This window comes from Acutalibacter sp. (assembly GCF_056800975.1).
This window is the reverse complement of record NZ_JBQISV010000013.1, coordinates 1-15379: the sequence shown is the minus strand read 5'-3', so window position 1 is coordinate 15379 and position 15379 is coordinate 1. Positions and strand designations below refer to the sequence as shown.

At 62.6% G+C, this 15379-nt stretch carries 12 protein-coding genes and 1 other RNA gene; 5 read left to right on the top strand and 8 right to left on the bottom strand.

Annotated elements, in window-relative coordinates; all coding sequences use genetic code 11:
* Positions 1 to 63: 63 nt before the first annotated feature.
* Together ACTO5E_RS02770 and ACTO5E_RS02765 are read left to right on the top strand one after the other, a co-directional pair.
* Complete coding sequence (locus ACTO5E_RS02770; RefSeq protein ID WP_482301384.1) at positions 64 to 1224, top strand: hypothetical protein; 1161 nt, start codon at positions 64 to 66, stop codon at positions 1222 to 1224.
* Between the two features lie 205 nt (positions 1225 to 1429).
* Entirely contained in the window at positions 1430 to 4330 is a 2901-nt protein-coding gene (locus ACTO5E_RS02765) for an insulinase family protein (protein WP_482301383.1), read from the top strand.
* Between the two features lie 375 nt (positions 4331 to 4705).
* Here ACTO5E_RS02765 and proC read toward each other — a convergent pair whose 3' ends face one another.
* Genes proC through proB form a run of 3 tightly spaced genes read right to left on the bottom strand, consistent with a single transcriptional unit; the run spans position 4706 to position 7600 of the window.
* Positions 4706 to 5530, bottom strand: coding sequence for a pyrroline-5-carboxylate reductase (proC, locus tag ACTO5E_RS02760; protein ID WP_482301381.1), 825 nt, complete (start codon positions 5528 to 5530; stop codon positions 4706 to 4708).
* A gap of 14 nt (positions 5531 to 5544) precedes the next feature.
* Positions 5545 to 6792: a glutamate-5-semialdehyde dehydrogenase gene (locus ACTO5E_RS02755; RefSeq protein WP_482301380.1), complete on the bottom strand. Its 1248-nt coding sequence runs from the start codon at positions 6790 to 6792 to the stop codon at positions 5545 to 5547.
* A complete protein-coding gene (gene proB / locus ACTO5E_RS02750; RefSeq protein WP_482301378.1) occupies positions 6785 to 7600 on the bottom strand; it encodes a glutamate 5-kinase in 816 nt (271 codons plus the stop codon). The genes ACTO5E_RS02755 and proB overlap by 8 nt, the downstream gene beginning before the upstream one ends.
* A gap of 631 nt (positions 7601 to 8231) precedes the next feature.
* Between proB and ACTO5E_RS02745 the strand changes: the two genes are divergently transcribed.
* Positions 8232 to 9668: a uracil-xanthine permease family protein gene (locus ACTO5E_RS02745; RefSeq protein ID WP_482301376.1), complete on the top strand. Its 1437-nt coding sequence runs from the start codon at positions 8232 to 8234 to the stop codon at positions 9666 to 9668.
* A gap of 64 nt (positions 9669 to 9732) precedes the next feature.
* Here ACTO5E_RS02745 and ssrS read toward each other — a convergent pair.
* The 4 genes from ssrS to ACTO5E_RS02725 form a co-directional block, all read right to left on the bottom strand.
* Positions 9733 to 9936, bottom strand: a non-coding RNA gene (gene ssrS / locus ACTO5E_RS02740) — 6S RNA.
* Between the two features lie 239 nt (positions 9937 to 10175).
* Entirely contained in the window at positions 10176 to 10475 is a 300-nt protein-coding gene (locus ACTO5E_RS02735; RefSeq protein WP_482301375.1) for a DUF1292 domain-containing protein, read from the bottom strand.
* Between the two features lie 369 nt (positions 10476 to 10844).
* Complete coding sequence (locus ACTO5E_RS02730; RefSeq protein WP_482301374.1) at positions 10845 to 11381, bottom strand: inorganic diphosphatase; 537 nt, start codon at positions 11379 to 11381, stop codon at positions 10845 to 10847.
* Positions 11378 to 11872, bottom strand: a complete 495-nt coding sequence (locus tag ACTO5E_RS02725; RefSeq protein WP_482301372.1) for a hypothetical protein — start codon at positions 11870 to 11872, stop codon at positions 11378 to 11380. Before ACTO5E_RS02725 ends, ACTO5E_RS02730 begins: the two co-directional genes overlap by 4 nt.
* Before the next feature lie 96 nt (positions 11873 to 11968).
* Between ACTO5E_RS02725 and ACTO5E_RS02720 the strand changes: the two genes are divergently transcribed.
* Positions 11969 to 12259: a PRC-barrel domain-containing protein gene (locus tag ACTO5E_RS02720; RefSeq protein WP_482301370.1), complete on the top strand. Its 291-nt coding sequence runs from the start codon at positions 11969 to 11971 to the stop codon at positions 12257 to 12259.
* A gap of 173 nt (positions 12260 to 12432) precedes the next feature.
* Here the strand turns inward: ACTO5E_RS02720 and ACTO5E_RS02715 are convergent, their stop codons facing one another.
* Positions 12433 to 13287, bottom strand: a complete 855-nt coding sequence (locus ACTO5E_RS02715; RefSeq protein ID WP_482301368.1) for a patatin-like phospholipase family protein — start codon at positions 13285 to 13287, stop codon at positions 12433 to 12435.
* A 737-nt stretch (positions 13288 to 14024) separates the two neighbouring features.
* Here ACTO5E_RS02715 and trmB point away from each other — a divergent pair.
* A complete protein-coding gene (gene trmB, locus ACTO5E_RS02710) occupies positions 14025 to 14678 on the top strand; it encodes a tRNA (guanosine(46)-N7)-methyltransferase TrmB (protein WP_482301366.1) in 654 nt (217 codons plus the stop codon).
* The last annotated feature ends 701 nt before the right edge of the window (positions 14679 to 15379 follow it).

Sequence of the window (15379 nt, the reverse complement as noted above, 5' to 3'; positions counted from 1 at the left end):
GGCCGGGTTATGCCCGAAAGCTCCGGCCCCGCACAGTCAACCAATTTGTAAAGGAGCAAGCTCATGAAAAACCTCTCTGCCCTTCTCCGTCTTATGGCCCGGCTGCACTGCGGCTTGATCGCCGCCATTCTCTCCGCCGCGGCCTTCAGCATGCTTCCTCTGGTGGTTCCGGTCTCCCTCAGCCCCCAGGGGGCCTTTTGGCGGGGGCTGCTCTTTGCCCTGCCCACCGCCCTGTGCTGGTACGCGGTCAAACGCCTGCCGGCCCTGTGGCAGTTTCTGTTGGCCGGGCTGGGACTGTGCGGCCTCAGCTGGCTGCTGATGGGCCACCCCGGCGGCGCGGCCATGATGCTGCTCATGTGCATCCTTCGGGCCCGGACCCGGTTGGAGGAGGAAGAGGAGAACCGGCCCATCCCCTCGGTGTTTGACCGGCCTGTGCTGCCTGTGCTGACGCTGTTTGCCGGGGTGTGGCTGGCCAGCGCCCTGCTGGGCCTGCCTCCCCTGCAAAGGCTCTCTCTGCTGGGCGGGGTGCTGTATCTGCTGCTGTGTCTGGCCCACCACGGGCTCGAGCGGCTAGAGGCCTATCTGCTGCTGAACCAGGGCATGGCCGGCCTCCCTGCCCGGCGCATACGGCGCATTGCCGGCAGCGCGGCTCTGGCCGCTGTGGCGGTGGCCGGGGCGCTGCTGCTCCCCCCCGCGCTGACAGACCCGGGCTCTCTGCGCATCGACCTGCCCGACCCCACCCTGGAGACCCCGCCGGTGCGGTATGAAGCCCCTGAGGGGGGCCAGGCCGCCGGAGAGCTGCCTGCCATGGACATGGACCTGAGCGGCCTGGTGGACGGCCCCACCTGGCAGATTCCGGAGTGGGTTTCCTACCTTTTCTTTGGGGTTGTGGGGGTCATTCTTCTGGGGGCCTTGTACGCGGGGGTGCGGGGGCTGATGAAGAATTTCCGGCTGAGCTTTGCAGACGGCAGGGACGTGATTCAGAGCCTGGAACGGGAGGACCGGGACCAGGCGGAAAGCGTGGAGGACGCTCTCCGGGCGCCCCGGCTTTTTGACCGGAGCCCGGAGGCAAGGGTGCGCCGCCGGTACCGCAGGGCCATTCTGCGGGCCGCCAAGGAGCCCCCCAAGCCCTGGCACACGCCCGAGGAGCTGGAAGCCGCCGCAGGGCTGGCCGAGCCGGAGCTGCACCGGGAGTATGAAGCCCTGCGCTATGGCAAACCCTAGAGTTTGTTTGAAAACCGGAGAAATGTCGGATTTTTGTCCCAAAGACGAGGGCTTTCAAGGAAAAAACCGCAAGAAAGGCTTGCCGCCTTTCGAGGATGTTTGACGCTGAAAGCATCGTTTTGGGGCAAAACAGACGGCGTTTCGGAGTTTTAAACAGACTCTAAACTGTCGCAGAAACAAAAACCATATTACAGGAGGTCACCCCATGAGCCTTGCCCCTTCCCAAACCATCTGCCGTTTTACTGTCGCCGCGGCCACGCCCCTGCCCGAGCTGGACGCCACCCTCTATGAGCTCTCCCACGCCCCCTCCGGGGCCCGCCTGGTCTGGCTGGACCGCCCTGAGGAGAACATGACCTTCAGCATCGCCTTTCAGACCCAGCCCTGGGACGACACCGGCGTGTTCCACATTCTTGAGCACTCCGTCCTCTGCGGCTCCCACCGGTTCCCTGTGAAGGAGCCCTTTGTAGAGCTGCTGAAAAGCTCTCTCAACACCTTTCTCAACGCCATGACCTTCCCTGACAAAACCATGTACCCCTTCTCCACCCGGAATCAGGAGGACTTTGTGAACCTGCTGCGGGTGTATATGGACGCGGTGCTCCACCCCCTCATCCACCGGAAGCCGGAGATTTTCCGCCAGGAGGGCTGGCACTATGAGCTGGCCCCGGACGGCGGGGCCTCTTACAAGGGCGTGGTGTACAACGAGATGAAGGGGGCCTTTGCCTCCCCGGACTCCCTGCTGGGGTATGAGCTGAACCGGCGGCTGTTCCCCTCCACCTGCTACCGGTTCGAGTCCGGCGGCCACCCGGAGCACATCCCCGAGCTGACCTACGAGGCCTTCGCCGCTGCCCACAAGCGGCTGTACCACCCCTCCAACTCCTACATCTTCCTGGACGGCGGGGTGGATATCCACCGGGTGCTGGGCATTCTGGACGAGGAATTTCTCTCGGACTGCCAGCCTCTGCCGGGGCCGGGGGACATTCCCCTGCAGCCGGCTGTGGACGGCGGTACGGCCCAGGTGGAGTTTGCCCTGCCCGCCCAGGAGGAGCTGGCCGGCCGGGCCCGGCTCTGCCAGGCCTTTGTGGCGGGAACCTTCCGGGACCGGGAGTCCATCACCGGCTGGCAGGCCCTGACCGATGTGCTCACCGGCGACAACCAGGCCCCCCTGAAACGCTGTCTGCTGGAAAAGGGCCTGGCCCGGGACGTGAGCCTGAGCGTGTATGACGGGGTGCTGCAGCCCGTGCTGATTTTAGAGGCCCGGGACCTGCACGAGGAACAGGGGGACCAGGCGCTGGCTGTCCTGAACAGCCAGCTGGCCCGGCTGGCGGAGGAGGGCCTGGACCACCGGCGCATTCTGGCTACCCTGGACAATATGGAATTCCAGGCCCGTCAGCGGGACTATGGCCGTATGCCCCAGGGGCTGATGCTGGCCATTCAGACCATGGAGAGCTGGCTTTATGGAGGCGAACCGGCGGCAAACCTGTGCGTGGGCAGTCTGTACGACCGCCTGCGGGAAAAGGTAGAGGCCGGCTGGTTCGAGCGGCTGATTGAACGGGACATTCTCCACAATGCCCACCGCTGTCAGGTGCGCATGAGGCCCTCTCATACCCTGGGACAGGAGGACCAGCAGCGGGAGGCCGGCAGGCTGCAAAAGTCCCAGGCGGAATGGACCCCCGCCGACGTGGAGCGGCTGCGGGAGGAGCAGGCCCAGGTGGAGAGCTGGCAGGCCAGTCCCGACGCCCCGGAGGCTCTGGCCGCCATTCCCATGCTGCGGCTGGACCAGATTCCCCAGGAGCCGGAGCAGCTGCCCCTGGTCCAGGAGGAGCGGGCAGGCCTGCCCCTGCTGCGCCACCCCCTGAGCACAGGGGGCGTCACCTACCTGAGCCTCTATTTCGCGGCGGACAATCTGAGCCCGGAGCAGCTGACCAAGGCCTCCTTCCTCACCGAGCTGTTGGGCTCTCTGGCCACAGAGGGCCATGAGCTGGAGGACCTACAGCGGGAGCTGCGCTCTCTGTTCGGCCAGCTGCGCTTTGCGGTAGAGGCCTATGGGCAGCAGGGGGACCCGGCCCGGTGCCGGACCTTCCTGTGCGCCGGGTGCAGCGTGCTGGACAGCAAGCTGGAAAGGGCCCTGGCTCTGCTGTGCGAAATACTCGCCGCCACCCGGCTGGATGACTCCAAACGGGTGTATGAGCTGCTGTGCCAGCGGCGTTCCGCTTTGGCCGAGCAGATTACCATGTCCGGCAACGCAGCGGCTCTGGGCCGGGTGCTGGCCCGCGTCTCTGCCGAGGGCGTGGTGCAGGAGCACACCGGCGGCGTCGCCTACCTGCGCTGGCTGAAGGACCTGGAAACCGGCTTTGAGGACCGCTTCCCCGCTCTGGCCCAGGAGCTGGCAGAGCTGGCGGGCTCCCTGTTCACCCGGGCGCGGCTGACCGTGAGCGTCACCAGCCCCCGGGAGGAGACCGCGGAGGCCGCGGCCCGCATTCTTGCCGGCGCTCTGCCTCAGGGCGCGTTCGCCCTGCCTGCCCGGCCTGCGGTCACCCCCTGGCCCCCGGCCCGAGAGGGCATTGCCATTCCCGCCGACGTGTCCTTTGCTGCTTTGGGCGGGGCCTTCCCCGGGGCGGGACGGGGTCAGGCCCGGGTCATGGCCCGGGCGGCAACTCTGGCCTACCTGTGGAACGCCGTGCGGGTACAGGGCGGGGCCTACGGCGTCAGCATGAATGTAACCGACGGCGGCTTTGCCGGGTTCTCCTCCTTCCGGGACCCCAGCGCAGACCGGACCCTGGACTGCTTTGCCGCCACAGCGGACTTTCTGCGGCAGGCGGAAGGCCTGGACCTGACAGGCATGATGATCGGCGCGGTGGCCCAGTCCGACCCCCTGCTGACTCCCCGGATGAAGGGCCGGGTTTCAGACGGGCGTTACTGGCGGCAGGTGTCCTGGGAGGACCTGTGCCGGACCCGCCGGGAGCTGCTGACCGCCAAGCCCCAGGACCTGACAGAGCTGGCGGCTCAGGTGGAGCGTCTGGCCCGGGAGGGCTCGGTGTGCGTGCTGGGCTCTCAAAAGCATTTGGAGGCCTGCGGGGAGAAGCTGGACAGCGTGACAGAGCTGTAAACGGGAGAACGGGCGTTGTCAGCAGCCTGCTTTCAGCTCCCGTGGACTTTTGTGGGCTGGCGGTGTGCTTCCTGGCTTTGCAAATACTGCCTGTTGTTTTATTGGGTGGACAGGAGGGCTCTGCGCTGACGGAGCGCGCCGGAATCGTGGAACGCTGGGGGCAGGGTGTTCATTTTCTCTGAAAATGAACATAAGCGCGGCCTTGGGCCGCTTGTCTGACGACGGTTTGGCCTCCGGCGGCCGACGCACCTGGACCGCGAATTCGCGCAAGTTACCTTCTGCTGTCAGACAGCTTGCGGCCCGCGTTGTGGGGTTATGTGTTTGCTGTCCCTGTTTTGAAAATGCCGGAGACTGTTTTGCAGTCCCCGGCGTTTTCTATTTCTGGGCCATGCTCTGGTTCTTCTCAAAGGCGGCGATCACCGCCTCCATCACCGTGCCCCGAAAGCCTCCTTTCTCCAGCCTGCGCACCCCCTGAATGGTCACCCCGCCGGGAGAGCACACCTCGTCCTTCAGCTGGCCGGGGTGCTTGCCGCTGTCCAACACCAGCCGGGCGGACCCTGCCACCATCTGAGCGGCCAGCTCCACTGCCTGGGCCCGGGGCAGGCCGCAGGCCACCCCGCCGTCGGCCAGAGCCTCAATAAACAGGTCCACAAAGGCAGGCCCGCACCCGGCCAGAACCCCGCCGACGTCCATCAGCTTCTCCGGCAGCGGAGCCAGCCGCCCGGAAGCCGCCAGCCCGTCCAGAAACAGGGCCTCCTCCTCCTTTGTCACCTCCGGGCTGCTCAGATACAGGCTCATCCCCTCCCCGATGGCGGCGGGGGTGTTGGGCTTCAGCTGAATCACCGGATACCGCCCCCCGGCCATGGCCTGAATGTCCTCCGGGTCCAGACCGGCCGCAATGTTCACCAGCACAAAGCGGTCCTGCCGGGCTCTCAGGGCAGGGGACAGCTCTGCCAGCAGTTCCCCCATGCCCTGGGGCTTTACCCCCAGAAAAATAAAGTCCGCTGCTGACGCTACCGCCAGGTTGTCCCCCACAGCGGTACAGCCCAGCTCGCCGGCCAAGGCCTCCGCCTTTGCCCTGGTGCGGTTGGACAAAAGCATCTGCTCCCCCGGCGTCCGGCGGCGCACGGCCCGTGCCAGCGCGCCCCCCATGTTCCCTGTGCCGATAAACCCAAACACAGGCCCGCTTTCCTTTGTCATACTGCTCTCTCCCTTCATCGCGTCTGACCCTGGCCCCGGACCAGGTACTTATAGCTGGTCAGCTCCTCCAACCCCATAGGCCCCCGGGCGTGGAGCTTCTGGGTGGAGATGCCGATTTCCGCCCCCAGGCCGAACTCCCCGCCGTCGGTAAACCGGGTAGAGGCGTTGACATACACCGCAGCCGCGTCCACCGCTGAGAGAAAAAACTCCGCAGCCTCCCGGTTCTGGGTAACAATACATTCCGAGTGGCCTGTGCCGTAGCGGTTGACAAAGTCCACCGCCTCCTTCAGGCTGTCCACCACCCGCACCGCCAGGGTGTAGCCGCCATACTCCGCTCCCCAGTCCTCCTCCCGGGCAGGCACAGCCCGGTCTCCCAGCAGGGCCAGGGCCTGGGGGTCGCAGCGAAGCTCCACGGCGTATGGGTCCAGCAGGGGGACGGCCCTGCTCAAAAAGGCCTCCGCCACAGACTGGTGCACCAGCAGACACTCCGCCGCGTTGCACACCGAGGGCCGGGAGCATTTGGCATTGACCAGAATAGCCGCCCCCATATCCAGGTCCGCCGCGCTGTCCACATAAACATGACAGACCCCCTCCCCGGTGCGAATCACCGGCACGCTGGCATTCTGGGCCACCGCCCGAATGAGCCCTGCCCCGCCCCGGGGAATGAGCACGTCCAGATACCGGTCCAGGTGCATCAGCTGGCGGGCGCTCTCCCGGCTGGGGTCCGCCACCAGCGAGACACAGTCCGGGGGCAGGCCCACGCTGGCAATGGCCTGGCGCATCAGCTCCACCGCCGCCCGGTTGGAGGCCAGAGCCTCCCTGCCTCCCCGCAGAATACAGGCGTTTCCAGACTTCAGGCACAGCGCGGCCGCGTCTACCGTCACATTGGGCCGGGCCTCGTAGATGATGCCCACCACCCCCAAGGGCGTCCGGCGGCGCTGAATCACCAGCCCGTTGGGCCGGGCGACTGTGCGGTCCACTACCCCCACCGGGTCCGGGAGGGCGGCTACCTGGCCCAGGCCCTGGGCCACCCCGGCCACCCGCTCCGGGGTCAGGGCCAGCCGGTCCAGCAGGGCCGGGGCCATGCCCTGTGCCCTGGCCGCTTCCAGGTCCTCCCGGTTGGCGGCGAGCCACCGGTCCCCCTGCCGGTTCAGGGCCTGGGCGATGGCATCCAAAGCCCGGTTTTTGGCCTCTGTGTCCGCCATTGCCAGCACCCGGGACGCAGCCTTTGCCGCTGCCCCCATTCTCTCCAAATCAGTCATGGGCTTCTCCTCCTTGGGTGGACGCCCCCACAAAGCGGGTGCCCACAGGCTTGCCTTCTGTAATGTCATATAAGCTGCCGGGCCGGGCCCCGTTGGTGATGACCATGTCGCAGCCCGCCCTCATGGCAATTTCAGCGGCGGACAGCTTGGTGGCCATGCCGCCGGTGCCCCGCCAGGTGCCCGCGCCCCCGGCCAGCCTCCGCACCTCCGGGGTCAGGGCCTCTACCAGAGGGAGCAGCCGGGCGGAGGGGTCGGCGCGGGGGTCGGCGGTGTACAGGCCGTCAATATCGCTGAGAAGCACCAGCAGCCTTGCCCCGCACAATGCCGCCACCATGGCCGACAGGGTGTCGTTGTCCCCCAGCACCTTGTGGGCCCCGGTCTCAATCTCAGCGGAGGAGACCGAGTCGTTTTCGTTGACCACGGGGATAACGCCCAGCTCCAGCAGGGCGGAAAAGGTGGCCCGCAAATGGGCCGCCCGGGCCGGGTCGCTTACATCATCGCCGGTGAGGAGAATCTGGGCCATGGTGCGGTTGTACTCGGCAAAAAGCTTGTCGTAAATGTGCATCATGCGGCACTGGCCTACTGCGGCCGCGGCCTGCTTCATGCGCAAGGCCCTGGGGCGTTCCGGGAGGCCCATGCGGGCCGTGCCCACGGCAATGGCCCCTGAGGTGACCAGCACCACCTGCCAGCCCCTGCCGTTCAGGTCGCTGAGCACCCGCACCAGGGCCTCCATGCGACCCAGGTCCAGCGCGCCGCTGGGATGAGTGAGGGTGGAGGTGCCCACCTTGACCACAAGACGTTGGGGCATTTTGTCCGCCTCCTGTCAGTGAATTTCGCAATCTAATGTGTTATTATAGCACATTGCGACGGATTTGGCAAGAGGGCTGGGGACGCGGGGAGCGTCCCTTTCGGAGAGCCTTTCGTGTTCCCCGGCCCTACGGGCGGGGGAACACAGATGATTATCTCTGCGGTTGGGACAATCCCTGGGAACGCTGGGAGCGTCCAAAAAAAGTTGAAGGCAATAGAGCTGTCTCCCCCGGCGGCTCAGGAGCTTTGCCCCTGAGAGCCCTATTCCCTTAAAAAAGAGGGCAAAGCTTTTTTGAACGCGCACCAAAGTCTTGCTGATCAATCCTTTATTTTTGTACACTTGAGAACACGCCACGCCTGTCTCATAGACCGGCAGACGCTATCCGTCCATATGAGATTTTGGCTTCGGAATGGGGAATATTAGGATAAAAAGAGGAGAAGGCCGGGGCATTCTCTCCCATTTTATCCTTCCATCCTGTGTGTTTATGGGCCGGACATGGGGTGTGCGGGGCGGACCAGTTTTTTGTCCCCCTCCCCCCTTCCTTAATTTCCGCCTCCCATTGACAAACCCTGCCGCTTCTGATAGAATTTCCAGAGGTCAACCAAAAAGAGGAAAGAGGAGGTCGAAACATTTGGAAATTTTCAGCAAACTGAACCAGCTTCTGTTCCCCCACTCGGCGGAATATGAAAAGCTGGGCGCAAAAAAAGCCCTCACCCTGGGCTTTCAGCACGCCTTTGCCATGAGCTGCGCCACCATTCTTGTGCCCCTGCTCACTGGCCTGGACGTGGGCGTGGCCCTGTTCTGCGCGGGCTGCGGCACCATCATCTTCCACCTGTGCACCGGGGGCCGAATGCCCACCTTTCTGGGCAGCTCCTTTGCCTTTATCTCCGCCCTGTGCGGGGTCATTGGCAACACCGCCTTTGGCGCAACCAAGGACGAGCAGACCGCGGCGGCTATGGGAGGCATTATTGCCGCAGGCGTGTTCTATCTCATTCTGGCCCTGATCATCCGCCTGTTCGGCAAGGGGCTCATCGACAAGCTGTTTCCCCCGGTGGTGCGGGGGGTGGGCATCACCCTCATCGGCCTGAACCTGGCCTCCTCCGCCATCAACAACATTCAAACCCAGTACGGCCCTGACGGCAATGCCCTGGCCGTGTTTGGCGAGGGCTATGACATGACGGTGTATGTGTGGGCCTGGGCGCTGGCGGCTGTGGTGTGCCTGACCGCCGTGGTGCTTTCCAGCTGCGGCAAGGGCATGGTGAAGATGTCCTCTATTGTCATTGCTTTGGTGGGGGGCTATGTGCTGGCCCTGATTGTCACCAAAACCGGGCTGGCCCCCGCCGCGCTTATGGACACCGCTGTGATTGAAGCTTACGGCTGGCTGCAGGCTCCCCATTTTGTCCTGCCCAGCTTTAACATCACGGCCATTGGCATGATTGCCCCCATTGCCATTGTCACCTGCGTGGAGCATGTGGGCGATGTGTACGCCAACGGCGCGGTGGTGGGCAAAAACTTCACCGAGGACCCGGGCCTGCACCGCACCATGCTGGGGGACGGCCTGGCCACGGTGTTCGCCGGCTTTGTGGGAGGCCCGCCCAACACCACCTACAGCGAGAACACCGCCGTGCTGGCGGCTACCGGCAACTATAACCCCGCCTCTCTGCGCATTGCCGCGGTGGTGGCTATTGGGGTGAGCTTTCTGGGCAAGGCCATTGGGGTCATTCAGTCGGTGCCCAACTGCGTGCTGGGCGGGGCCTGCATTGTGCTTTACGGCATGATTGCCTCGGTGGGCCTGCGCACCCTGGTAGAGAACCATGTGGACTTTACCAAGAACCGCAACCTGTGCATTGCCGCCGTGATGCTGGTGCTGGCCATTGGCGGCGCGGTGATTGGCAACGCCACCTTCAGCTTCTCCAACATCGGCCTGGGCATCATTGTGGGCATTATCCTCAACCTGGTCATTCCCGGCGACCCGGAGGGCAAGGGCATGGTGGCCCACTCGGTGGGCGCGGGGGAGGTTGTGCCCGAAAGACAGCCCAAGCCCAAGTCCAAGAAGCGCAGGAAGTAATCTGAAGCCTGTATAAAAAACCAGAAACCGCAGACGCATGTGGCGCGTCTGCGGTTTTGTTTTCAGTTTGCCCGCCCGACCGTATCGTGCAACTCAATAACCTGCCTACAAAGAGTCAGGTGGGTGTCCTCCCGCATGGTTCATGCTCCCTTCGTCCAACCACGGTACAAGCCGGGCCGGGAGGTCTGCGATCCGCATACGGAGGGGGACTCCCTTTTATTCGAGTGTAGGGTTATATGTGCACAGTCCGCGCATCGGGCAGACAGTCCTCTTGTTCTGTCATTCAAACCGCCGGGCCTCTGAACTCAGAAGCTCCGGCCCCGGAAAATTCCCCGGGCTCCTCCGCTCAGGACTTCCCTGGCGCAAAGTCTGTCATTCAAACCGCCGGGCCTCTGGGCTCAGAAGCTCCGGCCCCGGAAAATCCCCCGGGCTCCTCCGCCCAGGCCTCCCTGGCGCAAGGAATGATTTCCGGTTCAAAAGACTGCCGTTGGAGGCTGTCAGCCTGCTTTAATCCTCCGGCGCGTCGTAATAGGCCTCGTTGAAGCGGGTCTCAAAAATATCGGCCAGCTTATCCAGCAGAGCGTCGTCCTCCACCTCCTGCAGCTGCTCCTCTCCATCCTCCTCAATCACCTCGAAGATGTAGTAGGTCTCCGCGTCGGCAGCCATGTCGTCCGGGTCCTGCTGGGTGGGCACCAGGGCCATAAAGTGGCCGTCGTCATTTTCCAGCTCGTCAATAATCTCAAACTCGTGCTCCTGCCCCTCATCGTCGATGAGGGTAATCAGGTCCGCCTCAAATCCGTTGTCCATCGCCCGTTCTCCTTTCGCCGGGCCTGCTGCTCCTTGGCAGGCCCCTTGCACTATATTGTACATAAAACCGAAGGAAAAGTCAATACATCCGGGCATTTATTTTTTTGGGGGGACAAAAGCCCCGCCAGCCAATAATCTGCCCAGGCCTGCCCCCTGTCATTCCTCCAAGGGGGAAAAACCTCTGCCCGGCTTTTCCCGCCCCGGCCTAAAGTCTGTTTTAAAACTCCGAAACGCCGTCTATTATGCCCCAAAACGGCGCTTTCTGCGTCAAAAATCCTCGAAAGGCGGCAAGCCTTTCTTGCGGTTTTTTCCTTGAAAGCCCTTGTTTTTGGACAAAAATCCGACATTTCTCCGGTTTTCAAACGAGCCCTAGGCCTTGCAGAAGTCGTTGAGATACCGGTCCAGGCAGGCGTCGATCACCGCCCTGGCGTCTTCGGGGCCCCGGGCCTCGCTGATCTCTGTGCTCTTGTCGTTTTCCAGCTGCTTGTAGACCTTGAAGAAGTGGCGCATCTCCTCAAAAATGTGGGGCGGCAGCTGAGAGATGCTGCGGTAGCTGTTGTAGGTGGGGTCGTCGAAGGGGATGGCGATGATCTTCTCATCCTCGGCCCCGCTGTCGTCCATAATGATGACCCCAATGGGATAGCAGCGCACCAGGGACATGGGGATGATGTTCTCCGAGCAGAGCACCAGCACGTCCAGAGGGTCGCCATCGTTGGCGTAGGTGCGGGGAATGAAGCCGTAGTTGGCCGGGTAGTGGGTGGAGGTGTACAGCACCCGGTCCAGCTTCAGCAGGCCGGTGTCCTTGTCCAGCTCATACTTGGACTTGCTGCCCTTGCTGATCTCAATCACCGCGTAGAAATCGTTGGACCTGATGCGCTTGGGAGAGATGTCGTGCCAGATGTTCATGGTTCAGCCTTCTTTCTGTTTGGTAGAATATTTTTTAAAACGGAGTTCCCTCCATAGGTCTGCCAGTAATACGCGCCCCATTTCTGAAAGCCCCGAAAGCGCTCTGTGCTTTGGGCTATGTCCTGCCGGGTAAGGCCCCTGGCCAGCATCACCTCCAGGTACAGCTGGTTGCTGTTGGAGCTCCACCAGCCGGTTCGCTCCTCATAGGCCAGGTAGAGCAGGCCGCTGCGGTCTGGCGTAAAGTCGCCCCGGGTGTAGCAAAGGGTCTGCTCCGTAATGGGGAGAGACAGCCCGCGGATGCGGGGAGGCTCCGGCGGCAGGGCCTTGTCCTCCGCCGCGCCGGCCGCGTTGTCCCTGTGCATCGTCAAAGACGGAATGCGGCTTTCCTCCAAATCCTCCGCGCCATACTCCGCTTTCAGCTGTGCGCAGATTTCGGAAAAAGAGCAGTACGCCTCTCCGGGCTCTCTGTTGATCAAAGCTTCAAACCACATGGGGATATCCCTGCCTTTCCTGCTATAAAAGAATCATCTTTTCTCTCTGCCGGGCATAGGATGGAAAACGACAACACGCTTTCAGGGGGGATATTCATGAGCTGCCGTATTGCGGACCTGAGGAGCAAGGAGGTCATCAGCGTAAAGGACGGGGGCAGGCTGGGCTATGTGTGCGATGTGGAGCTGGACACCCAGACCGCCGCCATCACCGCCCTGGTAGTCTATGGCAGGCCCCGGCTGCTGGGCCTGCTGGGCCGGGAGGAGGACGCGGTGATCCCCTGGGAGGACATTGAGATGATCGGCGGGGACATTGTGCTGGTCAAGTGCCCGGTCCCCCAGCGGGAGCCCGGCCTTTTTGCCCGGCTGTGGGCAAAGCTGGGGTTTTAGGGCGGGTCTGCACAGGGTGTTCACCCGAGGGTTTTTGGGGGGACTTCCGCCCTTTTCTGCCCCAAAAAGCACGCATCGTCTGGGTTTTTTGCCTGAAATCTGACAAAAACCCGCCCAAAGCCTGCCTCTGCCCGGCCTTTATTGGGCATATCTCCGGCGCAGGCTCCGGGGGCTCAGTCCCCCAGATAGGCCCGCAGCCGGGGCAGGGCCTGGCGGCAGGCCTCCGCCCCCTGGTCATACAGCGCCCGCAGCTTTTCCACGTCCTTTTCTGTGCGGCTGACTGTCACCGGCTCAGGGGGGCGGATGACAAACAGCCTCCCCTGGGCCTCCAGCTGGTCGATCTCGTCCAGCTCCCGGTTATAGTGCCGGGGCACATTGAGAATGGCCTGCACCAGCTGGGGATACCTGCGGTAGGCCCTGGCGTAGATTCGGGCCGCGCCCCGGGAGACCGGGGGCTTGCGGTAGCCGTGCTCCCGGGTGGTGACCACCACCACCTTACGATAGCCCTCGTCCAGAGGCCTGCGGTAGGGAATGGACACGGAAAGGCCCCCGTCCAGGCAGGGCTCCCCGTCCACGTCCACAATGGGAGACAGCAGGGGCAGGCTGGCGCTGGCCCGAATGGCCGGGTAGATGTCCCTGAGCTCAGACTTCTCATAGTACATGGGCCCGCCGGTGCGGCAGCTGGTAGCCACCGCCGTATACCGGCAGGGGGCATGGGCAAAGGCCTCCCGGTCCAGGGGGATGAGCGTGTCGCTGATTTCCCCGAAGAGGAAGTCAAAATTGAAAATACTGCGGTGGAGGAGCAGGCTGCGCAGCCCCATATACCGGGGGTCGTTCACATAGCTCAGGTTCACCTCTGCGGTGCGGCCCTTTTGCCCCGCCACAAAGTTGACCCCGGTCAACGCCCCGGCGGACACCCCAAAGACCCCGTCGAACCCCAGGCCCTCCTCCAGCATTACGTCCGTTACCCCGGCGGAAAACAGACAGCGCAGGGAGCCGCCCTCCAACGCCAATGCCTTTTTGTTCAAGCTATCACTGTCCCTTCTGTTCACTCAGTCATTTTTATACCCACATTTTACACGATTATGGCGGGACTTGCAAGGGCTTCTCCGTGGAATTCAGGAAAATGTCACAAATTCCGTTTACTGGCAAAACGCCCTCGTACACAAAAGCTGGCAGGTCAATTATTTTTGAATTTGCAAATTAGGGCTTGTTTGAAAAATCGGAAACGCCGTCTTTTTACCCAGAAGGGGCCCCTTTCTGCGTCAAAAATCCTCGCCAATCGGAAGATTGCCTTGCGGTTTTTTCCTTGAAATGAACCCCTTCTGGGTAAAAATTCGTCATTCCCTCTATTTTCAAACAAGCCCTAACCGAGCGTCCCTCTCCTTTTTAGCCCGGCGGGGCGCGGGGCTGCGTTGTTTATTTGACAGAAAGGCTCTACGCCGACGGAGCGCGCCGGAATCGCGGAACGCTGGGGGCAGGGTGTTCATTTTCTTTGAAAATGAACACAGGCGCGGCCTTTGGCCGCTTGTTTTGTGGTGGTTTGGCCTCCGGCGGCCGAGTTCGCGAAGCGAACTCGTAGGCGCTGCCCTGGACCCGCCAGGCGCCTGACGCACCTAGACCGCGAATTCGCGCTTTTTACTCTCTGCTGTCAGACAGCTCGCGGCCCGCGTTGTGGGGCTTTTGTTTTGCTTTCCATTTCCTGCTTGATTTCCCCTGGGCTTCCGGGTATAATATTTCTAAAAAAAAACCGGGAGGCGTTACCATGCGCATACGAAAAAAGGCCTGGGCCCGGCCCGAGCTTGCGGCCTGCCCCTACTATGTCCCCAGCCCGGAGGAAAACAAGGGATGCTGGCAGCAGCGCTTCCCCCAGAAGCGTCCCTTGCACCTGGACCTGGGCTGCGGCAAATGCGTCTTTTTGGCGGACATTGCCCACCGGCAGCGGGACGTGAACTTTGTGGGCATTGATATCAGCTACGACATTCTGGGCGTGGGGCGCAGGAATATTCAGGCGGTATTTGGCCAGGAGGAGCCTGACAACGTGATGCTCTGCTACTATAACATAGAACGCCTGCCAGAGCTGTTTGCCCCGGCAGAGGCGGACAGGCTATACATTAACTTCTGCAACCCTTGGCCCGCCGCCCGGCACCACAAGCGGCGGCTGACCCACACCCGCCAGCTGCTGCGCTACAAGCCCCTGCTGGCCCCAGGGGGCGAGCTGTGGTTTAAAACCGACAACGACGACCTGTATCTGGCCACCCGGCGGTATTTGAACGAGGCGGGGTTTGACGTCTTTTTTGACGCCCAGGACCTGCACGCCCTAAACGACCCGGAAAATGTCATAACCGAGCATGAGCGGATGTTTACTGCCCAGGGCATTCGGACAAAGGCGTTGCGGGCGCGCCTCAGAACAGAGTAACCACAGAGGGACGGCCTTCGGGCTGTCCCCCTTTGTCTTGAGCGGGGAATGGGACAAAAGCCCTCCGCTCCCCTCATGCTCCCCCCTACATGGGGCCCTGCGCCCCTTCTGCCCCCCAAAGCGTCCCTGTTCGCGCTTTTTGACGGAGAGAGCGGCTCCGCTGGACTGTGCCCGGCCCCGGCAGGTATAATGGGGTAACCCCGGCAGGGCTTTCCCGGCGGGGGTCCGCCATTTGACTGCGCTTGGGCCGGCCTCACGCCTCATAGCCTGTCCGGACTGGGTGGCTTTTATCGTCGCAAGGCTGCGGGGCACTGCCCCACCCACTGGACGCGGACGCAATCTTTTTTATCTCCACTTTTGTTTTAGGGCTTGTTTGAAAAATCAAAAACGCCGTCTTTTTACCCAGAAGCAGCCATCTTCTGCGTCGAAAACCCTCGTAATACGCAAGTATTGGCGTAGTTAGCGTAGCTAACTACAGCGGTTCTTCTCCTTGAAGCTGACCGCTTCTGGTCAAAATTCCGTCATTTCCTCTATTTTCAAACAAGCCCTAACCCTTTCGCGCCTTACGGAAATCAATTTTGTCATATTGAGTACATGAAAGCCTCCGGCGGCAAAGGTCGCCGCACCCCGGCAAGGTCGTGGGACTCCGTCCCACCCCCTGCTTAGGGCTTTGCCCCAAGAACCCACCAGGGGCCTAACGC